The organism is Arthrobacter sp. SLBN-122, from assembly GCF_006715165.1.
GTDB lineage: Bacteria > Actinomycetota > Actinomycetes > Actinomycetales > Micrococcaceae > Arthrobacter.
This window is the reverse complement of sequence record NZ_VFMS01000001.1, coordinates 2,852,533-2,877,091: the sequence shown is the minus strand read 5'-3', so window position 1 is coordinate 2,877,091 and position 24,559 is coordinate 2,852,533. Positions and strand designations below refer to the sequence as shown.

Below are 24,559 nucleotides of genomic sequence, written 5' to 3'. Positions count from 1 at the left end.
CTACTCCGTGGTGACGCCTGCGAAACCTGCGGGGCGGCGGGCTTCCTGGCCAAGGGCCTGTGCCTGGTAGCCGGTCTCGGCGCCAAAGCGGCTCCCCGGCACCGCGTTGTCAGCCATGAGAGTCACCAGTTCGTAGGCGACATGGCTCGCAGCGACACCGGTCATGTCGGCGTGGTCGTAGGCGGGGGCGACTTCGACGACGTCGGCGCCCACCAGGTTCATCCCGCGGAAGCCCCGGATGATTTCGAGCAGTTCGCGGCTGGTGATGCCGCCGGCTTCCGGGGTGCCGGTGCCCGGTGCGTGGGCCGGATCCAGGACATCGATGTCCACCGAGATGTAGAGCGGCCGGTCGCCGATCCGGTCGCGGACCTTGGCTACGGTTTCCAGCACGCCCTGGTAGTAGACGTCCGCGGAGGTGACGATGCCGAAGCCGAAACGGTGGTCGTCGTCGAGATCCTTCTTGCCATAGAGCGGGCCGCGGGTGCCGATGTGGCTGATGGCCTCGGTGTCCAGGATGCCCTCCTCCACTGCGCGGCGAAAGGGCGTGCCATGGGTGTATTCGGCGCCGAAGTAGGTGTCCCAGGTGTCCAGGTGGGCATCGAAGTGGAGCATGGCGATGGGTCCGCCGGCGCGCTCGGCAGCGGCCCGAAGCAGCGGCAGCGCGATGGTGTGGTCCCCGCCGAGGGTCAGCAGTTTGCTCCCGGCGGCGGTGAGGTCCAGCGCGTTCTGCTGGATGGTCTCGATGGCTTCATTGATGTGGAACGGGTTGACGGCCATGTCCCCAGCGTCGGCCACCTGGATGTTTTCGAACGGGCTGACGTCCCAGGCGGGATTGTAGGGGCGCAGCAGCCTGCTGGCCTCGCGAACATGGTTGGCGCCGAAGCGGGCTCCCGGCCGGTAGGAAACGCCGGAGTCGAAGGGCACGCCCACCACAGTCACATCGGCTTTTTCAACCTGGTCAAGGCGGGGAAGGCGGGCATAGGTGGCAGTCCCGGCGTAACGGGGAATCCGGGATGAATCGATGGGGCCAAGGTTGCCGTTGGCTTCAATGCGCAGCTCTTCCAATGGAGGCCTCTCCTTCGAGGAGTTGAGGGGACTGGTGTGACTGCAATCATACACCCCTGTTTTCTATGAGGCACCAGGTGTTTACTTAGCATCGTTGGCCCGCACATTCCTGCCCAGTTACTCCCGCTGCGCACACTTGGTCTGCGTCTTATCCCCCGCGATTCCGGGACTTCGCGCTGCAAGGAAATGCGGGCTCGGCAGGCAACCGGGAAGGAGCCCACGCCACAGCCCCGGGCTTGTCCACTTAGGGCGACCGTGGGCTTCCGCTACGCCGACCGGGGAGATCAAATGGCGGCGTGGAAATTCTTGAGTATCTTCACAAGGCTGGCGGGGTTGCCCGGTCGGCCCAACTCCTCGACGCCGGATTCTCCAGGCGGGACCTGTTGCGGCTCAAGGAAGTCGGTGCAACCCAACCCAAGCGCGGGCTCTTTGTGCTGCCGGGCTGCGACGAGGACTTTCGGGCTGCAATCGAGCACAATGGCCGGCTCAGCTGCGCGAGCGCGGCCTCCCATTACGGTCTCTGGCTAAGAAGACCGCCAACGCGGCTTCATCTGGCCTGCAACCATGGCCACGGAACCGGTTTCGTCCGTCACCGCACCGTCAGGTTCCAAGGGCAAGCCTGGTCGCCAGTAGCAGCGGTCGAAGATGTCGCACTGCATGCGTTGGGTTGCCTTACCCCTCCGGCCTCCACCGCACTGGCAACCTCGGCCATCCGTCTGCACGGCGTGCCGCGGGAACTTTTGGCGGAGCAACTGCGCGCGGATCGCTCGGGCACGGCGCTTCGGATGCTGCGGGAACTCGACCTGCGCGCCGAGTCCATGGTTGAGGTCGATGCGCAGCACCTGTTCCGCACGAACGGGATTTCCTACGAGGCACAAGTGTTTCTGCCGGGCATTGGGAGGGTGGACTTCCTGCTGGACGGCTTCCTCATTGTCGAAATCGATGGCTTCGCATTCCACTCACAAAGGGCTGACATGTTCAGGGACAGGGACCGGAATAATTCATCAACGGTTAAGGGCTTTGCCGTCCTGCGCAATATGCCGGAGCACATCTGGTTCAACCAACAGCAGGTGCTGGATGACATCAGGGCAGTATTGGCGGACCGCCGCAGGCCGGCTTCCTGACGGGTGTCCATTCCAGCCCAGTTACCCCGGCCCCTGGGCACGCGTGGGGGACAACCTCCCCGGAAAGGGCGGAGACCGCCGCAGGCCGCGGAAAGTAACCGGGGAGGAATGCACAGTTAGCGGCTGGCGGCGGGGACCAGGACCCAGAGCACCTCAGCCGGCTTGTCCGTGGGATTGACCCAGGTATGCGGCTCGCGGCCCGGGAAGGTCACGGTGTCGCCGGTATTGAGTTCGTATTCCTCGTTGGTGAGGATCAGCTTGATGGACCCCTTGATCACATGCAGCACATCCACGTCGCAGTCCACTGCGTAGAGCTCGGACTCGCCGCGGCCATGGGGCTCGATCACGGCCTGGATAATCTGGACGCGGCGTTCCGAGCGTGCCGTCAGGAGCCGCTCCACGATGCCCTGGCCGCCAAGCGAAATCCGCGGGCCATCGTTCCGCTTGGTCAGGTGGGTTTCCGGCGCCGCAAAAAGATCACCGATGGAAATGGACAGCACTTGGCAGAGCGTTACAAGGGAGGCGACCGACGGGGAGGTGAGGTCCCGCTCCACCCGGCTGAGGAAGCCTTTGGTCAGGCCGGTGGCGTCGGCAACCTGCTCGATGGTGAGCCGTTGGGACTGCCGGGCGGCCCGGATCCTGGAGCCGATGGCAACAGGGACGTTGCTGGGCTCAACTGGCAGTGCCTTCATCTACGAACCTTTCATGGCCGGCAGTCCGGCTCCACTCTCGAGCCATACTAATCGGCGGCGCTTTTGTGACACGCCCATGCCACACGGGAGCGGCCGCCGGTATCCCCGCCCCTTGACTGTTGCGGCCGTCACACCCTAATCTGTGAAACTCCTGTTGCCTATAGGTGAAAAGCAGAATCCCCTCTTCGTTCGTCCACGGCGGTGCCGGGCGCCGTTCGCCCCCGGCACCACACCCCCAACAGCTCCAAGGAGCCAACTATGGATGCAAGTTCCATCAACATCGCCATCGTGGTGGTGTATCTGCTCGCAATGCTGGCCTTCGGCTGGTGGGGCAAATCCCGCACCAGGAACAACAGTGATTTCCTCGTTGCCGGCCGCCGCCTGGGACCGTTCCTTTACACCGGCACCATGGCCGCCGTCGTCCTGGGCGGGGCTTCCACCGTGGGCGGCGTGGGGCTTGGCTATAAGTTCGGCATCTCCGGCATGTGGCTGGTGGTGGCGATTGGCGCCGGCGTCCTGCTGCTGAGCCTGCTCTTTGCCGGGACCATCCAGAAGCTGAAGATCTACACAGTGTCCCAGATGCTCACCCTCCGCTACGGGAGCAAGGCCACCGAAGCCTCGGGCATCGTCATGCTCGCCTACACGCTGATGCTGTGCGCCACCTCAACGGGCGCCTACGCCACCATCTTCGTCGTGCTGTTCGGCCTGGACCGGGCACTGGCCATCGCCATCGGCGGCGCCATCGTCCTGGTGTACTCCACCATCGGCGGCATGTGGTCCATCACCCTTGCCGACCAGGTCCAGTTCGTCATCAAGACGGTGGGCATCTTCTTCCTCATGCTCCCGTTCACCCTGAACGCCGCCGGCGGCCTGGACGGCATCCGCAGCCGTGTGGATGCCAGCTTCTTCCAGATGGACGGCATCGGCGTCCAGACCATCATCACCTACTTCGTGGTCTACACCCTGGGCCTGCTGATCGGCCAGGACATCTGGCAGCGGGTGTTCACGGCCAAGACGCCCAAGGTGGCCCGCTGGGGCGGCGCCACCGCCGGCATCTACTGCATCGTCTACGGTGTGGCCGGCGCGCTGATCGGGATGGCGGCCAACGTGGCCCTGTCCAACGTCAAGATTGCCACCAAGGACGACGTCTACGCCGAAGTGGCCCAGAACCTGCTCCCCGTCGGCATCGGCGGGCTGGTCCTGGCCGCGGCGGTGGCAGCCATGATGTCCACGGCATCCGGCGCCCTCATCGCCGCCGCCACCGTTGCCCGCGCCGACGTGCTGCCGTTCGTCGCCGGCTGGTTCGGCAAGGACATCAACACCGGCGAAACGGAGAACCCGGAGCATGACGTCAAGGCCAACCGCCTCTGGGTCCTGGCACTGGGCATCGTGGCCATCGTCATCGCCATCATCACCAAGGACGTGGTGGCTGCGCTGACCATCGCCTACGACATCTTGGTGGGCGGCCTGCTGGTGGCCATCCTCGGCGGCCTGGTGTGGAAGCGCGGCACCGGCGTGGCGGCCGCGGCCTCCATGGCCGTCGGATCAGTGGTGACCCTGGGAACCATGATCATCCTGGAAGTGAACGCCGAGGCGCCGCTGGACGGCATCTACGCCAACGAGCCCATCTACTACGGCCTGATCGCCTCCGCGGTCGTCTACATCGCAGCCTCGCTGCTCAGCCGCCCCACGGATCCCGCGGTGATGCGCGCCTGGCAGCTGCGCGTTGCCGGGCAGGAGGCGGAGGAAGCGCCCGAGGACGTCCTGGCCGGCCGCTGACCCTGCACAAGCGCAAAGCTGCAAAAGCATTAAGCACGACGGCGGCGCCTCCTTTCACCGTGAAGCGAAAAGGAGGCGCCGCCGCCGTAAGTCCTACTCGCCTGTGTCGCGGGGCTCGTCGTCGTCCAGCGGGACCTCACGGTCCTCGGCATCGATGACTACCGGCTGCGGCTGGACCACCGGTTCTTCCTCGTCAATCAACCCGTCCTCCGCGTCCCAGTCCGCATCGTCTACCGGTGCATCCTCGGCGTAATCGTAGGCGGGGTCCGCTTCGACGGCGTCCAGGTGCGGCATGTCCGGGTGCTGTCCGGTGGTGCTCATGATTCAACCTCCGTATATTCGCCTGACGTGCTCTTTCAGGTAGGGCGCAGCCTGCGCCACACCTTCATCACAACACCGGCCGGGTGGACGGGTCAATAGACGCCGCGGCGCCTGGAAGAGCATTGAATGACGGCGCCGTAAGCCGAAGTTTTACGGCGAACCGAAACTTCCCAGCGAGGTTTGCCAGCCAAAAAACCGCGGAATTTCGCAGTACGCTGGCAGGGCAAAGGCGCGAAAAACATGCCCTTTCCAGCCCAGGAGTTACCAGTGTCGCAGCACGCCCGTCCCAATTCCCATGCCACCCCGCCGGAGGCCGCCCACACCCCGCAAAGCCAGCCCTCGCCGTCGAACATCAAACGGTGGCGCCAGTACTTGGCCGATGAGCGTGCGGAAGCCGCGGTCTACCGGGACCTCGCCCAGAACCGCGAGGGCGAAGAACGGGCCATCCTCCTGGCCCTGGCGGAGGCTGAAGGCCGGCACGAGGCCCACTGGCTGGCCCTGCTGGGGGACCATGCGGGCAAACCAAAAAGAGCCTCCGCGCGAAGCCGTTTCCTGGGGTTCCTGGCGCGGCACTTCGGCTCCGTGTTTGTGCTGGCCCTCGCCCAGCGCGCCGAAGGCCGGTCCCCGTACGCCAAGGACCCCAACGCCACTCCGGCCATGGCTGCCGATGAGCAGATCCATGAAGAAGTGGTGCGGGGCCTGGCCACCCGCGGCCGCAACCGTTTGGCCGGCACGTTCCGCGCAGCTGTCTTCGGCGCTAACGACGGCCTGGTCAGCAACCTCTCCCTGGTGATGGGCATGGCGGCGTCCGGTGTTGCCAGCACCGTAGTGCTGCTGAGCGGCATCGCCGGGCTCCTGGCGGGTGCCATGTCCATGGGCGCCGGCGAATTCATCTCCGTCCGTTCCCAGCGCGAACTGCTGGCCGCCACCCGACCCACGCAGATCACCCTGGCCGCCGCACCCAAGCTGGACCTTGAACACAACGAACTCCTCCTGGTGTACCTGGCCCGCGGCATGTCCCGTGAGGCGGCGGAACACAGAGTGGCCGAGCGGATGGGGCTGCTGTCCTGCGACTGCGACCCCAGCCTGTCCCTGCAGCCGGACCTGCCGGAGGAAGAGGACCAGCACGAGGCAGTGGGGACGGCCTGGGGCGCGGCGCTGTCCAGCTTCTGCTTCTTCGCCTCCGGCGCCATCGTGCCCATCCTGCCGTTCCTGTTCGGCCTGACCGGGGTCGCCGCGCTGGTGGTGGCCGGGGTCCTGGTCGGTGTTGCCCTGCTGGCCACCGGTGCCGCCGTGGGCCTGCTGTCCGGCACGTCCCCGTTGACCCGTGGCCTGCGGCAGCTCGCCATCGGCCTGGGCGCCGCCGCCATCACCTACCTGCTGGGCCTGCTCTTCGGCACAGCAGTCGGATAACGCTCAGCCCCGGAGGACCTCCACGGCCTGGTCCACCGTATCCACCAGGAAGATGTAGTCCGCCATGGGCCGCCCGGCGGCAAGGCTGCGCAGCATGGGCCAGGCCGGGTACTCCTGCTCCCAGTGGTGCCGACCCACCAGGACCATGGGGGCCACCTTTTCGCGGGCGCCGTAGTAGTTCTCGCACGCGTCCTGGAAGATCTCCTGGACAGTTCCGGCCGCCCCCGGCAGGAAGACGATTCCGCCGTGGCACAGTTCCAGCAGGATGGCTTCGCGGATGGCGTTGGCGAAGTATTTGGCGATGTGCGTGGCAAAGTAGTTGGGCGGCTCATGCCCGTAAAACCAAGTGGGGATCCCGAGCGACGGAGTCCCGTCCGGATGGCATTCGACGACGGCAGCCGCCGCCCGCGCCCACGCCGACACGGACGGCCGGAACCCCGGGACCTCCGCGAGCGTGGCAAGCGCCGCCTGCAGGTCGCCGTCGGACGCCTGGCACAGGTAAGCACCCAGGTTTGCCGCCTCCATGGCACCGGGGCCGCCGCCGGTGGCCACCGAATAGCCCTCAAGGGCCAGCAGCTTTCCGAGCCGCGCCGCGTCCGCAAACTCCCGGCTTCCCCTGGGCGCCGCATGGCCACCCATGACGCCGACGATGGACCGGCGGGTCCACGCCGCTGACCGTGTCAGTTCCTCCAGGGCGTCCCCGATCGCATGGTCGTGCAGGGCAGAGGCCAGGGTGGCGTCCACGCGGTGCCGCTGCCCCGGCTGGATGCTCCAGTGGTAGATGCGGGCATCCGGCAGTTCCTCGTACGGGGACCTGGCAAGTCCGGCATACAGTTCGGCCGGTGAGTACAGCGAGGCCCGGTAGGGGTCGAAGGGGACGCCATCAAGCCGTGGAAAGATCAGGGCACCGCGGCTGCGCAGGTTGGTCTCCATGCCGTCATCAAAGAGGCAGCCAAGGAACATGGCGCCTTCGACGCTGACGCTTTTCAGTGCGGCGGACCGGCCCCGCAGGTCCAGGGACTGCGCATGCCAGCCGTGCAGATTGACCGCACCCCCGGCCACCAGGCGGTCGAAGCTCGCCAGGTCCTGAACTTCGAGGGTGCGGGGACGGGGACCAAGGCTACCGGCGTAATTCACGGCTGCTGCCTCACAGTCCACATCATGGAGCCAGCCTAGGCCACCGAAAGCAAACGCGGGACCGGACCCTGCCCTTTTCGTCAATGACGGAAAATTGCCGGGTCCAGCCCCGCGTAGGTCAGCGGCTGCCGGGAAGCGCTGCCTGCCTAGGCCGGGAGCCTGGCCGGCACGGCGCCGTCACGGAAGTGCGCTTCCAGGTCCTCGAGCGAATGGCCCTTGGTCTCCGGAACGAACTTGATGACGAACGCCAGGGAGGCGAGGTTGACCAGGACAAACAGGCCGAAGGTGCCAGTGGAGCCCAGGGCGTTGACCACGATGGGGAAGAGGAACGAAATGGCGGCGTTCACGGTCCACAGGGCGAAGACCGCGATTCCCATCGCAAAGCCGCGGATGGCCAGCGGGAACATTTCCGAGAGCAGGAGCCACACGCAGGTGCCGATGAAGCACTGGACGAAGGCGACGAACAGCATCATGGCCGCCAGGACGGTGTAGCTGGCCAGGTCCGACTGCGGCAGGAGGAAGACGACGGCCAGCAGGGCCTGGGAACCAACCACTCCGGAGAAGCCGATCACCAGCATCCTGCGGCGGCCAACGAAGCCGAGCAGCCAGATGCCCAGGATGGTCATCAGCACGGAGGTGACGCCGACGCCGATGGTGGCCACGAGCGAAGCGCTGACGCCCAGCCCGCTCTTTTCCAGGATGGTGGGAGCGTAGTAGTTCACAGTATTGATGCCGGTGGCCTGCTGGACGGTGGCCAGCCCGATGCCGATCCACAGCAGGCGGCGCATCCAGGGGTTGTTCTTCAGGTCCCGCAGCGCGTGGCCCCGTTCTTCCTTGGCGGTGCGTGCCGCCCGGGCGATCTCCTCGAATTCGGCAGCCGCTTCCTGTGGGCTGCGGCTGAGGTTCAGGACGCGGCGGCTGTCCTCAAGGCGGCCACGGATGGCGTACCAGCGCGGCGATTCAGGCAGCATCAGCATGCCGGCGAGCAGGGCGAGTGCCGGGATTGAGGCGATGCCCAGCATGGTGCGCCAGACCTCGTTGTCGTGGATCAGGGCATCCAGGAGGGCGTTGATGGCGAAGGCGAGCATCTGGCCGGTCACGATCATGAGCTCATTGATAGTCACCATTCGGCCACGGAGGTGGGCCGGTGCCATTTCGGCCAGGTACAGCGGGCAGGTCACGGCGGCGGCACCGACGCCCAGGCCCAGCACGATGCGGGCAGCGACCATGAAGGTCACGTTGGGAGCGATGGCGCAGCCGATGGCGCCGAGCAGGAACAGCAGGGCGCAGACCAGCAGGGAGCCGCGGCGGCCCAGTTTGTCGGCCATGCGGCCGCCGGTGAGGGCGCCGACGGCGGCACCCGGGAACAGCAGTGCGCTCACCACAGTTGCTTCCTCGACGGCGGTCATGTTGAGGGAGTCGTTCATGTACAGCAGGGCGCCGGAGATGACGCCGGTGTCGTAACCGAAGAGCAGGCCGCCCAGGGTGGAGATGACGGTGAGCCGGGCCAGGTAGCCGCGGCGCTGGGTGCCTGGTGCGGCCATCGTTTGTTTCTGCAACAGCATTGTTGCCTCTCAGATTCTCTCGGGGACCGGAAGGCCGGTCAGGAATGTGATGCGTGGCACTAACGTTAGAGCGCTCTAACGCCCAGCGTCAATAGAACGTCCTAATGTCAGCACAAAGATTTTCTCGGTTCCGCCCGACCGAGTGCCGCCAAAATCCCTTGACCGGCGAGACCCACCTGCTACGATCAAGGGAGAAAGTATGTCCTATCAAGCGGACATATAAGTGCCGAAGAGGCCCGCCAGCGCCGGCGTCGAGAGCAGATCAAGGTGCTGACACCGACGTATGAGGAAATGCACTGTGGCGAACAACCTGGGACTCAGCATCGACCGCTCCTCCCCCGTGCCGTTGTACCATCAGGTGGTTCAGGGCATCGAGGCTGCGATCTACAGTGGCGTGCTTGAACCGGGCAGCCGGCTGGACAACGAAATCGACCTTGCCGCCCAGCTGAACCTTTCCCGGCCCACCATGCGCAAGGCCATGGACGAGCTGGTCCGCTCCGGCCTGCTGGTGCGCAAACGGGGCGTGGGAACGCAGGTGGTCTCCAGCCAGGTGCGCCGGCCACTCGAACTGTCCAGCCTCTACGACGACCTCACCAACAACGGCAAGAAACCCACCACGGAAGTCCTGAGCTTCTCGCACCTGGAAGCGGACGACCCCACGCTGGCCACGCTCCAGCTTCCCGCGGGCTCCAAGGTGTACCACTTCACTCGACTGCGGAAAGTGGGCGGCAAACCGCTCGCCCTGATGGAGAACTGGGTTCGCGACGACATCGCCGAGATGGACGAGGCGATGCTGGGTGCCGAGGGCCTGTACTCGATCCTCCGCCGCGGCGGCGTGAACTTCCGGCTGGCCACGCAACGCATCGGCGCCATGACGGCCAATGACTACCAGGCCTCCATGCTGGACACCCCGGCAGGATCGGCGCTGGTCACCATGGAACGCACCGCCGTGGACGATACCGGGCGCCGGGTGGAAACGGGCCACCATGTGTACCGCGCCGATTCCTACAGCTTTGAAATGACACTCGTACAGCGATAATCCAAGGAGCCAACTCCATGACCAACTGGGTCTACCCCCTGGGCACTGCCGCCGACAGCAAATGGGACGTCTCAATCGGAACTTCCGATTCCTCCTTCACCGTGGACGGCTGGGCACACACCGGCCTGAAGGTGGCCAGCGTGCCTGCCGGCGCCGCCGTCGAACTCCCCGCCGCGGACGAGGAACGGATCGTGGTGCCCCTCAACGGGTCCTTCACCGTCACCGTTGACGGCACCAACTATCCGTTGAACGGCCGGCCCTCGGTGTTTTCCGGGCCCTCCGACGTGCTCTACTCAGGCACGGGCCGTGCCGTGAGCATCAGCTCGGCCGACGGCGGCCGCGTCGCCGTGGCCACGGCACCCGCCAAGGCCGCTTACCCCACCCGGCTCGTGACGGCGGCCGAAACACCGGTGGAACTGCGCGGCGCCGGCAACTGCTCACGCCAGGTCCACAACTTCGGTACACCTGCAGCACTCGAGGCGGACCGCTTCATTGTGTGCGAGGTCCTCACCCCTGCCGGGAACTGGTCCTCCTACCCGCCGCACAAGCATGATGAGGAGAAGGACGGCGAGACCTCCCTCGAAGAGATCTACTACTTCGAGACGCAGGCAGCCGCAGGATCAGGCGCCCCCTCCGACGCCGACGCCATCGGCTACCAGCGCGTCTACGCCTCGGACGAGCGCCCCATCGATGTTTCGGCGGAAGTGCGCACCGGCGACGTCGTCCTGGTTCCCTATGGCTGGCACGGTCCCGCCATGGCCGCGCCCGGCTACGACATGTACTACCTGAATGTCATGGCCGGCCCCGGCCCCGTGCGGGAGTGGCTGATCAGCGACGATCCGCACCACGGCTGGGTGCGGCAGACCTGGGAGAGCCAGAACATCGACCCGCGGCTGCCGTTCGGCTCGTAAGGAACCTCGCCCGGCAAGGGGCGGCAGGCTGGCATAGTGGAGTCTTGTGAAACAGACATCTCCTGCGCCGCGGTCCGTGACCATGGAGGATGTGGCACGGGACGCCGGAGTGAGCCGCGCCCTGGTGTCCCTGGTGATGCGGGATTCCCCAAAGGTTTCTCCCGCCAAGCGGACGGCCGTGCTGGAAGCAGCCGCCGCCCTGGGCTACTCCCCCAACAGGCTGGCCAGCCGGTTGGCCAGCCACCGGACCAACACCATCGGAGTCCTCTTCCTCGACCTGCACAACTCGGTCTTCGCGGACATCTATGACGGCATCACCGAAGGCCTGGCGGGAAGCGGCAACCAGGTGATGGTCGCCGTCGGCTCCGCTGATCCGGGAACGGAACTGGAGGCCGTCCGGTCCTTCGTGGACCTGCGCGTGGACGGTGTCCTCCTGGCCGGCTACACGGGCACCTCGGCAGAGCTGGCTGCGGCACTGCGCGGAACACCCGCCGTCGTCATCACCCGGGAGATGGAGGTCGACGGCGTGGATTCCGTCTTGACGGACGACTTCCGTTCCGGAGCACTTGCCGTGGAGCACCTGTACGGACTGGGGCACCGGCGGATTGCACACGTGGACATCTCGGACTGGCTCCCCTACACCGCCAGGCGGGAAGGCTACCTGCACGCCATGGGGCAGTTCGGCCTGGAGCCCCAGCTGGTCCACAGCGACATGACCGAACGCGGCGGCCGGGCCGTGATGGAGCAGTTCCTGGACTCGGGCGGCATCCTCCCCACGGCAGTCTTTGCGCACAACGACCTCACCGCCATCGGAATCATGGAGGCCCTGGCGTCGCACGGACTGTCCGTCCCGGGCGACGTGGCAATCGTCGGCTGCGACAACATCGAAGTGGCGGCCTCCCCCCTGATTGGCCTGACGTCCATTGACCAGCACGCCGGCCAGCTGGGCCGCCTGGCCGCACAAGCCATGCTGGACAGGATCGCGGGTACGGCAGGACCGGCCACCACCCGGAAACTCGAACCCGCCCTGATGGTGCGCCGCTCCTCCGGCCCCACTGCCTAGCGGCTGGCCAACTCCACCACGGCCGCTGGCGCCTGGCCCTCCCGGCGCTGCTCCTTCCGCCTGGCGCCTGCGGCGGCGAACGCCATGACCGCCAGGCCTGCAAGGGTAATCACCGCGCCGGCCCAGATGGGTGACGTGTAGCCGAGGCCGGCAGTAATGGTGACCCCGCCCAGCCACGCGCCCAGGGCGTTGCCCACGTTGAAGGCACCGATGTTGGCGCCGGAGGCCAGGGTGGGAGCCCCGGAGGCGTACTTCATCACGCGCATCTGCAGTCCCGGCACGGTGGCGAAGCCGAAGCCTCCCATGAGGACCAGGGACACGATTGTCAGGACGGGGTTGGCGGCGGTCAGGGCGAATGCCACCATGACCACGGCCAGCGCGGCGAGCACCACCAGGAGCGTCCGGTCCACGTTGCGGTCTGCGGCCTTGCCGCCCAGGGTGTTGCCCGCGAAGAGGCCGGCGCCGAAGACGATGAGCAGCCACGGCACGGTGGACGCCGCGAACCCGGAGACTTCGGTCAGGGCGTACGCGATGTAGGTGAACGCGCCGAACATGCCGCCGAAGCCCAGGATGGTCACCACGATGGAAAGCCACACCTGGCCGGAGCGGAAGGCGCGGAGCTCGGTGCGGAGGCTGGCTGCCTCTTCCGCTTCACCCGCCGCCTTGGGAACGAGCGCCAGGATCCCGGCGAGCGCGGCCACGCCGATGACAGTGATGGCCCAGAAGGTGGCACGCCAGCCGGCGGCCTGGCCCAGCAGCGTCCCGAACGGCACGCCCAGGACGTTGGCTGCGGTCAGTCCGGTGAACATGAGCGCGATGGCTCCTGCCTTCTTGCTCGGCGGGACCATACCGGCAGCCACCACGGCTCCGATTCCGAAGAAGGCGCCGTGCGAGAGGGCGGCAACAACCCGGCCCAGCATCATGGACCAGTAACCGTCCGCCGTGGCGGAGAGCAGGTTTCCGGCGATGAACAGGACCAACAGGGCGGCCAGGACCGGCTTGCGCTGGAAGCGCGTCACGGCGGCCGTGAGGCCCAACGCGCCCACCACCACGGAGAGCGCGTAGCCGGAAATGAACCAGCCGGCCTCCGCTTCGGTGACGCCAAAGTCGGCCGCCACCTGCGGCAGGAGGCCCGCGATGACGAATTCAGTGAGTCCTATGCCAAACCCGCCAAGGGCGAGTGTGATCAGGCCAACAGGCATGCGAATGCTCCTTTGAGCTGTACGTGTGGTTGTTCCCTCTGGGGAAGGCGCCTAAGATATTTGCAAGCGCGGTATTTATTGTTGCACATGCAAATATGCCGCGCAAGCAACTATCTCTGACCGCAGCTACCGTTGGCCCTCCTGCCGGGCCATTCCGTAAGGAGCAAACCATGGGCATCAAGGACGACGCCGTCGAGGTCCGCTCCCAGGGCTGGCGCACCCTGGCGGCCCTGCACGGGCTGATCGAGAACGAACTGGAACGCTCCCTCCAGGCAAAGTCGAAGCTCTCCGTGGTGGAGTACACAGTGCTGGACGCCCTCAGCCGGCAGGACGGCTGGCACATGCGGATGCAGCAGCTGGCGCGTGCCACTGCGCTGAGTCCCAGTGCCACCACGCGACTGGTGAACCGGATGGAGGACCGCGGCCTCCTGACCAGGATCCTGTGCGACGACGACCGGCGGGGTATCTACACCGAGCTCACGCCCAGCGGAAGCACCCTGCTGGCGGATGCTCGGCCTGTCCACGACGCAACGCTGGAGCGCGCCCTCGATGAAGCCAGGGCCATTCCGGAGCTGGCACCGCTGGTGGATGCCCTGCCGCGGCTGCATGCCCGCACGTAAGGCAGCAGTGCAGGAACAGCAGCGCCCCCTTGACGATGCTCAAGGGGGCGCTGCTGTTGAACGGGTGGTTCTGGTGCGTCAGGAAGCCTTTGCCGCGGCCGCCTCAGCTTTGCTGCCGGCCACGTTCTTGAAGTAGTGCTCCAGGTCCTCAAGGCTCTTGTCCTTGGTCTCGGGCACGTACCTGGCGGCAAAGGCGATGGCGCCAACACCCAGCACGGCGAACACGAAGAACGTGTTGGAGATCCCGATGGCCGCCAGCAGCTGCGGGAACCCGAAGCCGATCAGGAAGTTCACAATCCACAGCAGGAACGCGGAGGCGCCCATGCCCAGACCACGGATCTTCAACGGGAAGATCTCCGAGAGCATCAGCCATGTCACCGGGGAGATGGCACCCTGCTGGAAGGCCAGGAACGTCACGGTGAGCGACAGGATGACGAATCCTCGTGCTGACCCTTCGGGCAGGATCAGGGAGAAGAGGCCAATGAGCAGCAGCGCCGTCGTGGTTCCCACCTGGCCGGTGATGAGCATCCTGCGCCGGCCCACCTTGCCCAGCAGCCAGATCCCGACGAACGTGGCCAGGACCGAGATGGCGCCGTTGGCGATGTTGGCGGTCAACGCCGCCTCCCGGCCGAAGCCGGACTGCGACAGGATCTGCGTTCCGTAGTACATGATCGAGTTCACGCCGGTGATCTGCTGGATCACCGCAAGGCCCAGGCCCACGAAGAAGATCCTGCGGAGCCATGGGATGCCCAGGTCCTTCCAGGAGCCCATCTTGGACTTGTAGTCCTCCACCGCCATGGCTTTGACTTCTTCGAACTCCCTCCGCGCTTCCTCCTGCGACCGGATCCGCTGCAGCACGCTGAGGGTCTCGCCGAAGCTGCCAATGGAGGCCAGCCAGCGGGGGCTCTCGGGCATGAAGTTCATCCCGATCCAGAGTGCGATGGCCGGCAGGGTGGCGATGACCAGCATCCAGCGCCAGATTCCGTGGGACTCGCCGAACGAGTTGCCCAGGTAGGCGTTGAAGATGAAGGCGAGTAGCTGACCGGTGACGATCATGAGCTCGTTCTGCGTGACGATCCGGCCGCGCCGGTTGCTTGGCGATACCTCTGCCAGGTACACGGGAACCGTGACAGATGCACCGCCCACCGCGAGCCCCAGGACGAACCGGGCGGCGATCATCACTTCGGTGCTGGGTGCAAACGTGCAGCCCAGCGTGCCCAGCAGGAAGACGATGGCCAGCACCATGATCATCTTGCGCCGGCCGTTGCGGTCCGCCAGGCGTCCGCCGAATAGGGCGCCAAAGGCGGCACCGAACAGCAGGGACGAGGTGACCAGGCCCTCGGTCAGCGGCGTGAGGCCCAGGTCTTCCTGCATGTACGGCAGGGCGCCGTTGATCACGCCGGTGTCGTAGCCGAACAGCAGCCCGCCGAACGTGGAGATGATGGTGACGGTCCGCAGCGCGCGCTGGTGGTTGCCGGGCTGCTTTGCGGCTGCTTCACCGGAAACAGGCGAACTCATACGGTGACCTTTTGGACGTACTGCTTCATGGTCTCCAGTTGGTAGCGGGAGACCTCCTCGGCATGTTCGTTTTCGGCAAAGACGCTGGAGACCGTCACAGTATTCTCCCGGTCCAGGAAGCCGATCTCCTTCAGGCCGCCGAAGAACTCGTCCCAGTTGACGTCGCCGTCGCCGATCTTCAAGTGCTGGTGAACGCGGACGGGGTTGCCCGGCGGGTTGGTGATGTACCGCAGGCCGTGGGACGCGTGGTGGTCCATGGTGTCGGCCACGTGGACCAGGCGCAGCTTGTCCCCCGCGGCCCTCATAATGTCCAGCGGCGAGTTCTTCATGTGGAAGCTGTGTGAGGCCACGTAGACCATGCCCACATTCTTCGAGTTAACGCCGCGGATCACGCGGATGGCGGCAAGACCCTCTTCCACGAAGTCGTCGGGGTGGGGGTCGATCAGCAGGTCGATGCCCTCACGCTCGATGATGGGCAGCAGTTCCTCCATGGAACGGTAGAACGCCCGCTCGGACTCCTCCGCCTTTTCCGGCCGGCCGCTGAACTCCGTGTTCATGGTGCTGACGCCCAGGTCCACGGTGATCTGGATGGCACGCTTCCAGTAGCGGACGGCTGCTTCGCGTGCATCCTCGTCGGGGCCCGACCAGCGGAGCACCGGCAGGACGGAAGCGATCTCGATTCCGGCGTCGCGGCAGGCCTTCTTCAGCTGGCCCACCAGTTCATCATCCGCTTTGGGGTGGTTGAAGAAAGGGATGAAGTCCGCGTGCGGGGTCATCTGCATGTACTTGTAGCCAAGGTCCGCCACCGCCTTGGGGAACTCCAGCAGGCTGTGCGAGTGGTGGAACGGGGTGGGGTCAAGTGCGATTTTCACGAAAAACACTCCATTGTGGATCAGTCAGGGGAATGGAAAGGGGACGGAAATGGCTCCGTCCCCTTCTCCTGTCCTACTTGTAGAGGTCGGGTTTTGCGGCCAGCTTCACGGCGACCTTTTCGCCGTTCTTCTGCGCTTCGACGCCTGCTTCGCAGCACGCTGCGGTGGCGTACCCGTCCCAGGCGGAGGGGCCACCGATTTCGCCCTTAAGTGCCGCGTCCACCCACGACTGGATTTCGACGTCGTACGCTGCGCCAAAGCGCTCCTCGAAGCCGGGGGTGACATTGCCGCCCCAGTGGCCGGCGCTGCGGGTGTAGGGTCCCTTGTCGCCGCCGATGCTGACGATGCCGTCCTCGAAGGAGGCCTGGGTGGCAACCTCGTAGCCGAACTTGGCGTTGACGTAGATTTCAACATCGGCCAGGACGCCCGATTCGGTCTCCAGCAGGACGTGCTGGGGGTCGTGCTGGCCATTCGGGGCGTTCCGGGTGGCCTTGCCCAGGCGGACCTGGATGCTGGTGATTTCCTCGCCGGTGAAGAACCGGATGGCGTCGAACTCGTGGACCACGGAGTCGTTGATGAGCATCTCATTCGTGAAGCCCTCGGGGGTGCTCGGGTTGCGGTGCTGGTGGTGCAGCATCAGCAGTTCACCCAGCTCGTGGTCGCGGATGATCTTGCCCAGCGAGGCATATTCGGCGTCGAAGCGGCGCATGAAGCCCACCTGGATCCGCTTGTGGCCCAGCGCCACCTCTGCCTGGACGATCTTCCAGGAGGACTCGGCGTCCGGGGTGAGCGGCTTTTCGCAGAGGATCGGGATGTCCTTGGCGATCGCCTTGAGCAGGATGTCCTCGTGCAGGAAGCCGGGGGTGGCGATCAGGACCGCGTTGACGTCGCCATTCTTCAGGGCTTCGTCTGCGTCGCCCAGGGCCACGGCGCCGGGGATGCCTTCGATGGCGGCCTGGGCGCGGGCGAGGTCGACGTCGACGACGGCGGCAACTTCAGCTCCGTGGATGCGCTTGTTGAGGCGCTGGATGTGGTCCGCACCCATGCGGCCTGCGCCGATGACGGCGACGCGGAGGTTTTCAGTCATTGTTTTCGTCCTTTGGTGTGTGGCGGAGGTTAGCTTACGGCTGTGCGGGAGCCGCAGGACAGCAGGTAATTGCGGGTGCGCTTGGCGATGGGCATCGGCACGTCGAAGGCCACCGGATACATGTCCTGCTCCACGATGCCGAAGATCGGCCGGTTCAGGGCTTCCACGGCTTCGATGACCGCGCGCAGGTCTGGCAGGCCGTTGGGCGGTTCGGTCATGACGCCGGCCAGGTTGGCCGCGGCCCAGGTCATGTTTTCCTCGTTGACCTTCTTGAGGATGTCCGGGTTGATCTGCTTCAGGTGCAGGTAGCCGATCCGGTCCGGGTAGTTCTTGATCAGGTCCAGGCTGGAGGCGCCGCAGTACTCGGCGTGCCCCGTGTCGAGGCAGAGGTTCAGGTACTGCGGGTCAGTGGCGGCCAGCAGCGTTTCGATGTCCTGCTGCGCGCCGACGTGGGAGTCGGCGTGGGAGTGGAACTGCTGCTTGAGGCCGAAGTCCTCCAGCAGGGTCTTGCCCAGACGGTTGTGGCCGGCGAACAGGTCGCTCCAGGCCTTCTCGCTCAGCGTACCGCTTTCCACGGCTTCGCCGGTGACGTCGTCGCGCCACATGGCCGGGATGACCACGATGTGCTCGCCGCCCATGGCCGCGGTGAGCTCGGCCACCTTGCGGGCCGGCTCCCAGGCGGTTTCCCACTGGTCCAGCCCGCGGTGGAAGGCAGTGAACACGGTACCGGCGGTGACCTTGAGGTCGCGCTGCTTGAGTTCCTCCGCCAAGCGCGTGGGATCGTTCGGAAGGTAACCGTACGGGCCCAGCTCGATCCACTTATAGCCGGACTCGGCCACTTCGTCGAGGAACCGTTCCCACGGGGTCTGCTTGGGATCGTCTGCGAACCAGACGCCCCAGGAGTCCGGCGCCGTGCCGATGATCAGCTTGTTCTCAGTCATTGTCTGTTCCTTTGCATCGATTGCTCCGCAGGTGTCGTTTTGGTCGTTCAAAACGACATGTACGGAGCAATCGATGGTGGTGGTAGTGGGGATCAGTTGGAGGGGAAGTTGTAGGAGGCGCCGGAGGCGTGGTGGGTTTCGGGCCAGCGGGAGGTGACCACCTTGCCGCGGGTGTAGAAGGATACGCCTTCGGGGCCATAGATGTGCTTGTCACCGAAGAGGGATGCCTTCCAGCCGCCGAAGGAGTGGTAGGCCACCGGGACGGGCAGGGGCACGTTGATGCCGATCATGCCGACGGTCACGGAGCGCTGGAACTTGCGCGCGGCGGCACCGGAGGAGGTAAAGATGGCGGTGCCGTTGCCGTAGGGGTTGGCGTTGATCAGCCTGATGCCGTCTTCGAGGGTGTCAACGCGGACCACAACGAGGACCGGCCCGAAGATTTCTTCGGTGTAGGCCGTCATTTCGGTCTTGACGTGGTCGATCACGGTGGGGCCTACCCAGAAGCCGTCTTCGTGGCCAGGGACCACCAGGTCGCGGCCGTCCACCACCATGGCGGCGCCGGCAGCTTCGGCTTCGGTGACGATCCGTACGATTCGTTCCTTGGAGGCCGGGGTGATGACCGGACCCATTTCGGCGTCGGGTTCGGTACCGTTCTTGACCTTGACGGCCAGGGCGCGCTCTTCGACCTTCTTGACGATGAGGTCGGCTGCGTCCCCGACGGCCACGGCGACGGAGATCGCCATGCAGCGTTCACCGGCGGAACCGAAGGCGGCGGCGGCGAGGTGGTCGGCGGTGTTGTCCAGGTCGGCGTCGGGCATCACGATGGCGTGGTTCTTCGCCCCGCCCAGGGCCTGGACCCGCTTGCCGTGCTTGGTGGCGGTCTCGTGGACGTACTGGGCGATCGGGGTGGACCCGACGAAGGAGATGCCGTCCACATCCGGGTGGGTCAGCAGGCCGTCCACGGTTTCCTTGTCGCCGTGCAGGACCTGGAACACGCCATCGGGCAGGCCGGCTTCCTTCCAGAGCTTGGCCAGCAGCAGCGAGGCTGAGGGGTCGCGTTCGGAGGGCTTGAGGATGAACGCGTTGCCGGTGGCGATCGCCATCGGCGCCATCCACAGCGGCACCATCACCGGGAAATTGAACGGGGTGATGCCGGCCACCACACCGAGGGGTTCGCGGAAGTTGAACACATCGATGCCGGTGGAGACCTGGTCCGAGTAGTCGCCCTTGAGCAGCGTGGGGATGCCGCAGGCGTACTCGATGACTTCCAGGCCACGGCCGATTTCGCCCTTGGCGTCGGAGATGACCTTGCCATGCTCGGCCGTGACCAGCTGCGCCAGCTCCTCGACGTGGGAGGCGACCAGTTCGCGGAATTTGAACAGCACCGCGGTGCGCTTGGCCAGGGAGATGTCCCCCCAAGTATCGGCGGCCTTGCGGGCGGCCGCGACAGTGGCCTCAAGGTCGGCACGGTTGGCCAGGCGCAGCGTGGCGGACACGGCACCGGTGGCGGGGTTGTATACGGGGGTGGTGCGCTCACCCTCGCCGGCGGTCTCCGCGCCGTTGATGAAGTGGTTGATGACAGTTTCAGTGGTGGTGGCAGTCATGGGACTCTTCCTTGAGTGGTGGGTCTTGGAGGGAGCAGGCGTCAGCCGAGCAGTTTGCGCTGGCGTGACTTGTGGTCGACGTAGGTCTGGAAGGCCTGCTTGGTGGAGTCGAGTTCGGAGACCTGGGAGACGGGGACGTCCCACCAGGACTCGGAGGACGGTGCGTCCAGCAGCGGGTCGGATTCGACGTGGATCAGGATGGGTCCGCTGCGCTCGGGAGCGGCCTTGGCATCGCGGATGGCCTGCTCAAGTTCGGCGATGACCTTCTCCCCCGGCTCGATCCGGATGACCTTCACGCCCAGGGACTCGGCGTTCAGGGCCAGGTCCACGGGCAGGGTCTCGCCTTCGTCGAAGCTGTGCTGTTCCTCGTTCAATGCCCGGTACTGGGTGCCGAACCGCTGTGAGCCGAGGGATTCGGAGAGGGAGCCGATGGAGGCGTAGCCGTGGTTCTGGATCAGGACCACGATCAGCTTGATGCGTTCGGCGACGGCGGTGACCAGTTCGGTGTGCATCATCAGATAGGAGCCGTCCCCCACCATGACGACGACGTCACGGACGTCAGCGCGGCCCTCGCCGCCCGCCGTCGTACTTTCCGCCGCTTCTGCAAGCGCTGCACGCTTGACGCCCAGGCCGCCGGGGATCTCGTAGCCCATGCAGGAGTAGGCGTATTCGACGTGGTAGCCGAACGGGTCCCGGACGCGCCACATCTTGTGCAGGTCCCCGGGCAGGGACCCGGCCGCGCAGATGACAACGTCGCGCGGGTCCATGGCCCGGTTGGTGGCGCCGATGATCTCATTCTGGGCGGGCAGCGGGGTGTAGCGGGTGTCGAACGCCTCGTCCACCGTGTCGTTCCAGCGCTTCTTCTCGGCCGCGACCTTCTGTTCCAGGTCGGCGCCTACCCGGTAGCCGCCCAGTGCTGCGTTGAGCTTCACCAGTGCCTTGCGGGCATCGGCCACGATCGGGAGCGTGGTGCCGTGCTTGTAGGCATCGATCGGGGCCACGTTGACGTTAATGAAGCGCACGTCAGGGTTCTGGAAGGCGGTCCGGGACGCGGTGGTGAAGTCCTCGTAGCGCGTGCCGATGCCGATGATCAGGTCCGCCTCAGCTGCGATGGCGTTGGCCGCCGTCGTGCCTGTGGAGCCGATGGCACCCAGTGAGTGCTGGTGGTCCCAGGGCAGGACGCCGACGCCGGCCTGGGTGTTGCCCACCGGGATGCCGGTCAGCTCCACGAACTTCGCGAGTTCGTCATTGGCATAGGCGTAAAGGACGCCGCCGCCGGCGATGATCAGCGGGCGCTTGGCAGCCCGGATAGCGGCCGCGGCGCGGGCAATGTCGTCATCGTCAGCCTCCGGGCGGCGGATCCGCCACTCGCGCTCGGCCAGGAATTCCGCCGGGACGTCGAAGGCCTCGGCCTGGACGTCCTGCGGCAGCGAGATGGTCACGGCACCGGTCTCGGCAGGGTCGGTGAGGACCCGCAGGCCGTGGTGGAACGCGGAGAACAGCTGCTCGGGGCGGGTGACGCGGTCGAAGAACTTGGACAGCGGCCGGAACGCGTCGTTGACCGTGAGGTCGTAGGCGTAGGGCTGTTCCAGCTGCTGCAGCACGGGGTCTGCAGCTCGGGTGGCGAACGTGTCACTCGGCAGCAGCAGCACCGGAAGCCGGTTGGTCGTGGCCAGCGCGGCACCGGTCAGCAGGTTCGAGGAGCCCGGGCCGATCGAGGTGCTGACCGCGAACGTCTGGCGGCGGCGGGTGTGCCGGGCGTACCCGACGGCCTGGTGGACCTGGGCCTGCTCGTTCCGGCCCTGGTAGTACGGCATGATGGCCGGGTCCAGCTGTTGGTACTGCTTCAGGGCCTGGCCCACACCGGCCACGTTGCCGTGCCCGAAAATACCGAACGTGCCCGGAATGAGCCGTTCGCGGTACTCAACGCCGTTGACCGAGTCAACCGTGTACTGCTTGGAAAGGTATTCGACGACGGCCTGCGCCACCGTCATCCTGCGCGTTCCTGTTGTTGTGCCCATGGCTAGTTCTCCGGGATTTCAGTGGTGTGGTGCAGCAGCGAGGCGGCGCTGGCGACGGCGCCCGCGACATCCCCGTCTGCCGGGTAAAGCAGCGTCCGGCCAACCGTGAGGCCCTGGACGCCGGGCAGAGCCAGTGCGGCCTGCCAGGACGCGAAGACCTCGTCCTGGGTGCCGTCCGGGTCCCCGCCCAGCAGGACGGTGGGCATGGTGGTGGCGGCCATGACGCGTTCCATTTCGGCTACCACGGGAAGCTTCATCCAGGTGTAGGCGCTGGTGGAACCCAGGCCTTCGGCGATCGCGATGGACTTGATCACGGCGTTGGTGGACAGGTCGTTGCGGACTTTACCGTTCTCGCGGACAGAGAGGAACGGTTCCACCATGGCGATCAGCTTCCGCTCCGCCAGCGAATCAATGGCCTTCGCGGTCGCTTCCAGCGTGGCCACGGTGTCGGGGTCGCCCAGGCAGATGCGGGTCAGCATCTTGCCACCGTCAGCTCCCAGAGCCTCCAGCGCTGCTGCGGTGTGGCCGGTGAAGCGGTCGTCGAACTCGTTGACCAGCCCGGACAGGCCGCCGCGGTTCATCGAACCGAACACCAGCTTGCCGTCCAGGGCGCCCAGCAGCAGCAGGTCGTCCATGATGTCCGGGGACGCCAGGACACCGTCAACGGCGGGGTTGGCCAGGGCGATTTGCAGCCGGTCCAGTAGCTGACGCCGGTCGGCCATGGCCACGGGGTCGCTGCCGACGGCAAGGGCGCCGCGGGCGGGGTGGTCTGCGGCGACGATGAAGTTCTGCCGGCCCGACTTCAGGCCGGGGTGGCGCCTGCGGGACTTGGCGGCACGGGCCACGGCATCCGGGTCTTCCAGGCGGATGGTGCTCAGGTGCTCATAGCGGCGCGGATCGTCGTCCAGTGCGTTGTTCGACGCTAACGGAGTGAGGGTCACAGTGCTGCTCCTTCGGGAATCGAGGCGCCGGGAACCGCGCGGCCGCGTTCGGCCAGCAGCGAGGTGACCTCATCCGGCGTCGGCATGGCATCGGCGCAGGAAAGGCGGGAAGCCACAATGGCGCCGGCGGCGTTGGCGTAGTCCAGGACCTGTGCCAGCGGCCACCCCGACAGCAGCCCGTGGCAGAAGGCGCCGCCGAAGGAGTCGCCGGCACCCAGGCCGTTCAGGGTTTCCACCGGGACGGGAGCGGAGACCACGCGTTCGGTGCGGGTCTTGGCCATCACGCCTTCCGCGCCAAGCTTGACGACGGCGATTTCCACGCCGGCTGCCAGGAGCCGGTCTGCCTGCTCATCCGGGGTGCCTTCGCCTACGGCCACGGCGCATTCCTTGTCGTTGCCGATGGCAACGGTAACGTGCGGCAGGATCTTGGCGACCTCGGTGCGGGCCTCCTCTTCCGATGCCCAGAACATGGGCCGGTAGTCCAGGTCCAGGATAGTGAACTGCCCCTCGGCCAGGCCGGTGCGGGGACGGGCCTGGTGGGCGGCGATGTGGGCGCTGCGGGAGGGTTCCTGGCACAGGCCCGTGACGGTGGACCAGAAGATCCCGGCTCCGCGGATGGCGTCGAGGTCCAGTTCCCCGGCCTCGATCTGCAGGTCCGGCGCGGTGGGGAACCGGCCGTAGAAGTACAGCGGAAACTCGTCCGTGGCTGGCTTGATGGCGCAGAAGGTCACCGCGGTGGGCCAGTCCTTGACCGGCGTGACGTAGGTGTCATCGACGTTGAACTTGTGCAGTTCGCGGTGCAGGTAGGTGCCGAACGGATCATCCCCGGTGCGGGTGATGACGCCGGTGCGGCGTCCGTGGCGGGCTGCTGCAACGGCGACGTTGGAGGGCGAACCGCCAAGGTATTTGCCGAAGGAATTAACGTCCTCCAGGCCAACCCCGATGTCGTTCGGGTAGATATCAACGCTGATGCGCCCGATCGTAAGAAGCTCGTGGGTCACGTGAATCGTGGACCTTTCTGGTGTGGAACTCGAATCCTTTGAGGGGCAGGAGTTCCGGGACTGGCAGGCCGTGGTGTGGGCCACAGGCACTACTTTGCCCTAGATCGAATGTCCTGTCAAAAGTTTGTACTGACATACTTACAACGAGATTTGCGATACGCCCACCCCCCAACGAATGGGCGCTTCTTCTACTTCCTCGGAACGGCCAATTCGCCCGTTACGTACTGCGCGCGGCCAAAGCCGAAGGACCAGTCACCGGCCGTGTTTTCGACATAGCCAATGAAGACGTCCTCCCCGGCCACGCCAACTGCCGCAAGCTTTTCGGCCACCGCCGCGAAGAGCCGCTGCTTGGCCTCCTGCGAACGCCCGCCCTGGGTGAAGATCTGGATCATCACAACTCCCCCGGTGCGCTCAAACCCCAGTCCGGCATCCTGGGCGAATATCTGGCCCTGCGGGTGCTCGGTCAGGATGTGGAAGTAGTCCCGCTCCGGAATGCCGTACTCGGCAAGGATCGCGTCGTGGATTCCGCGGCTGAGCTGCTGCAGGTCCTCCGCGCTGCGCCCTTCATTAACGTCGATGCGAACCAATGGCATGGAACTTCTCCTTCACATAGTTTGTGCTGACATACTAACAAACTGAGAAT

22 protein-coding genes are annotated in these 24,559 nt (G+C 65.9%); 7 read left to right on the top strand and 15 right to left on the bottom strand.

Annotation, left to right across the window (positions count from 1 at the left end; genetic code table 11):
• Positions 1 to 1,065, bottom strand: coding sequence for an agmatinase (gene speB, locus FBY36_RS13420; RefSeq protein WP_142120120.1), 1,065 nt, complete (start codon positions 1,063 to 1,065; stop codon positions 1 to 3).
• Positions 1,066 to 1,361: 296 nt separating this feature from the next.
• Here speB and FBY36_RS13415 point away from each other — a divergent pair, with 296 nt between their 5' ends.
• Positions 1,362 to 2,189: a DUF559 domain-containing protein gene (locus FBY36_RS13415; protein ID WP_142120118.1), complete on the top strand. Its 828-nt coding sequence runs from the start codon at positions 1,362 to 1,364 to the stop codon at positions 2,187 to 2,189.
• Between the two features lie 116 nt (positions 2,190 to 2,305).
• Here FBY36_RS13415 and FBY36_RS13410 read toward each other — a convergent pair whose 3' ends face one another.
• Complete coding sequence (locus tag FBY36_RS13410; protein ID WP_142120116.1) at positions 2,306 to 2,881, bottom strand: helix-turn-helix domain-containing protein; 576 nt, start codon at positions 2,879 to 2,881, stop codon at positions 2,306 to 2,308.
• A 258-nt stretch (positions 2,882 to 3,139) separates the two neighbouring features.
• Between FBY36_RS13410 and FBY36_RS13405 the strand changes: the two genes are divergently transcribed.
• Positions 3,140 to 4,660, top strand: coding sequence for a sodium:solute symporter (locus tag FBY36_RS13405; RefSeq protein ID WP_142120114.1), 1,521 nt, complete (start codon positions 3,140 to 3,142; stop codon positions 4,658 to 4,660).
• Positions 4,661 to 4,753: 93 nt separating this feature from the next.
• Here the strand turns inward: FBY36_RS13405 and FBY36_RS13400 are convergent, their stop codons facing one another.
• Positions 4,754 to 4,981 (bottom strand): hypothetical protein, encoded by a 228-nt coding sequence (locus FBY36_RS13400; protein ID WP_142120112.1) that lies wholly within the window; start codon positions 4,979 to 4,981, stop codon positions 4,754 to 4,756.
• A 267-nt stretch (positions 4,982 to 5,248) separates the two neighbouring features.
• Here FBY36_RS13400 and FBY36_RS13395 point away from each other — a divergent pair, with 267 nt between their 5' ends.
• On the top strand, positions 5,249 to 6,394 hold the full coding sequence (locus FBY36_RS13395) for a VIT1/CCC1 transporter family protein (RefSeq protein ID WP_142120110.1): 1,146 nt from the start codon (positions 5,249 to 5,251) through the stop codon (positions 6,392 to 6,394).
• Between the two features lie 3 nt (positions 6,395 to 6,397).
• Here FBY36_RS13395 and FBY36_RS13390 read toward each other — a convergent pair whose 3' ends face one another.
• Together FBY36_RS13390 and FBY36_RS13385 are read right to left on the bottom strand one after the other, a co-directional pair.
• Positions 6,398 to 7,531, bottom strand: a complete 1,134-nt coding sequence (locus FBY36_RS13390) for an LOG family protein (RefSeq protein ID WP_142120108.1) — start codon at positions 7,529 to 7,531, stop codon at positions 6,398 to 6,400.
• Between the two features lie 146 nt (positions 7,532 to 7,677).
• The gene (locus FBY36_RS13385) at positions 7,678 to 9,075 is read right to left on the bottom strand and encodes a sugar porter family MFS transporter (RefSeq protein ID WP_235008825.1); all 1,398 of its coding nucleotides are present in this window, start codon (positions 9,073 to 9,075) and stop codon (positions 7,678 to 7,680) included.
• A gap of 319 nt (positions 9,076 to 9,394) precedes the next feature.
• Between FBY36_RS13385 and FBY36_RS13380 the strand changes: the two genes are divergently transcribed.
• The 3 genes from FBY36_RS13380 to FBY36_RS13370 are packed head-to-tail and all read left to right on the top strand — an operon-like array spanning position 9,395 to position 12,109.
• A complete protein-coding gene (locus tag FBY36_RS13380) occupies positions 9,395 to 10,135 on the top strand; it encodes a GntR family transcriptional regulator (RefSeq protein WP_142120104.1) in 741 nt (246 codons plus the stop codon).
• 17 nt (positions 10,136 to 10,152) lie between these two features.
• A complete protein-coding gene (gene iolB / locus FBY36_RS13375) occupies positions 10,153 to 11,046 on the top strand; it encodes a 5-deoxy-glucuronate isomerase (RefSeq protein ID WP_142120102.1) in 894 nt (297 codons plus the stop codon).
• Positions 11,047 to 11,092: 46 nt separating this feature from the next.
• Positions 11,093 to 12,109 carry a LacI family DNA-binding transcriptional regulator gene (locus FBY36_RS13370; protein WP_142120101.1) on the top strand — a complete coding sequence of 339 codons (1,017 nt, stop codon included), beginning with the start codon at positions 11,093 to 11,095 and terminating at the stop codon, positions 12,107 to 12,109.
• Here the strand turns inward: FBY36_RS13370 and FBY36_RS13365 are convergent.
• Positions 12,106 to 13,311, bottom strand: a complete 1,206-nt coding sequence (locus FBY36_RS13365) for an MFS transporter (RefSeq protein ID WP_142120099.1) — start codon at positions 13,309 to 13,311, stop codon at positions 12,106 to 12,108. The genes FBY36_RS13370 and FBY36_RS13365 overlap by 4 nt on opposite strands.
• 170 nt (positions 13,312 to 13,481) lie before the next feature.
• Here FBY36_RS13365 and FBY36_RS13360 point away from each other — a divergent pair, with 170 nt between their 5' ends.
• Complete coding sequence (locus FBY36_RS13360; protein WP_142120097.1) at positions 13,482 to 13,931, top strand: MarR family winged helix-turn-helix transcriptional regulator; 450 nt, start codon at positions 13,482 to 13,484, stop codon at positions 13,929 to 13,931.
• Positions 13,932 to 14,009: 78 nt separating this feature from the next.
• Here the strand turns inward: FBY36_RS13360 and FBY36_RS13355 are convergent, their stop codons facing one another.
• The 9 genes from FBY36_RS13355 to FBY36_RS13315 form a co-directional block, all read right to left on the bottom strand.
• A complete protein-coding gene (locus FBY36_RS13355; RefSeq protein ID WP_142120094.1) occupies positions 14,010 to 15,449 on the bottom strand; it encodes a sugar porter family MFS transporter in 1,440 nt (479 codons plus the stop codon).
• The gene (locus tag FBY36_RS13350; protein ID WP_142120092.1) at positions 15,446 to 16,321 is read right to left on the bottom strand and encodes a sugar phosphate isomerase/epimerase family protein; all 876 of its coding nucleotides are present in this window, start codon (positions 16,319 to 16,321) and stop codon (positions 15,446 to 15,448) included. Before FBY36_RS13350 ends, FBY36_RS13355 begins: the two co-directional genes overlap by 4 nt.
• Before the next feature lie 73 nt (positions 16,322 to 16,394).
• On the bottom strand, positions 16,395 to 17,408 hold the full coding sequence (locus FBY36_RS13345; protein WP_142120090.1) for a Gfo/Idh/MocA family protein: 1,014 nt from the start codon (positions 17,406 to 17,408) through the stop codon (positions 16,395 to 16,397).
• A 29-nt stretch (positions 17,409 to 17,437) separates the two neighbouring features.
• Positions 17,438 to 18,349, bottom strand: a complete 912-nt coding sequence (locus tag FBY36_RS13340) for a sugar phosphate isomerase/epimerase family protein (protein ID WP_142120088.1) — start codon at positions 18,347 to 18,349, stop codon at positions 17,438 to 17,440.
• Between the two features lie 92 nt (positions 18,350 to 18,441).
• Entirely contained in the window at positions 18,442 to 19,953 is a 1,512-nt protein-coding gene (locus tag FBY36_RS13335; RefSeq protein ID WP_142120086.1) for a CoA-acylating methylmalonate-semialdehyde dehydrogenase, read from the bottom strand.
• Positions 19,954 to 19,994: 41 nt separating this feature from the next.
• Positions 19,995 to 21,947 carry a 3D-(3,5/4)-trihydroxycyclohexane-1,2-dione acylhydrolase (decyclizing) gene (gene iolD, locus FBY36_RS13330; protein WP_142122634.1) on the bottom strand — a complete coding sequence of 651 codons (1,953 nt, stop codon included), beginning with the start codon at positions 21,945 to 21,947 and terminating at the stop codon, positions 19,995 to 19,997.
• A gap of 29 nt (positions 21,948 to 21,976) precedes the next feature.
• The gene (locus FBY36_RS13325) at positions 21,977 to 22,915 is read right to left on the bottom strand and encodes a Cgl0159 family (beta/alpha)8-fold protein (protein ID WP_056331248.1); all 939 of its coding nucleotides are present in this window, start codon (positions 22,913 to 22,915) and stop codon (positions 21,977 to 21,979) included.
• A complete protein-coding gene (gene iolC / locus FBY36_RS13320) occupies positions 22,912 to 23,916 on the bottom strand; it encodes a 5-dehydro-2-deoxygluconokinase (RefSeq protein ID WP_142120084.1) in 1,005 nt (334 codons plus the stop codon). The genes FBY36_RS13325 and iolC overlap by 4 nt, the downstream gene beginning before the upstream one ends.
• A 188-nt stretch (positions 23,917 to 24,104) precedes the next feature.
• Entirely contained in the window at positions 24,105 to 24,509 is a 405-nt protein-coding gene (locus tag FBY36_RS13315; RefSeq protein ID WP_142120082.1) for a tautomerase family protein, read from the bottom strand.
• Positions 24,510 to 24,559: the final 50 nt, after the last annotated feature.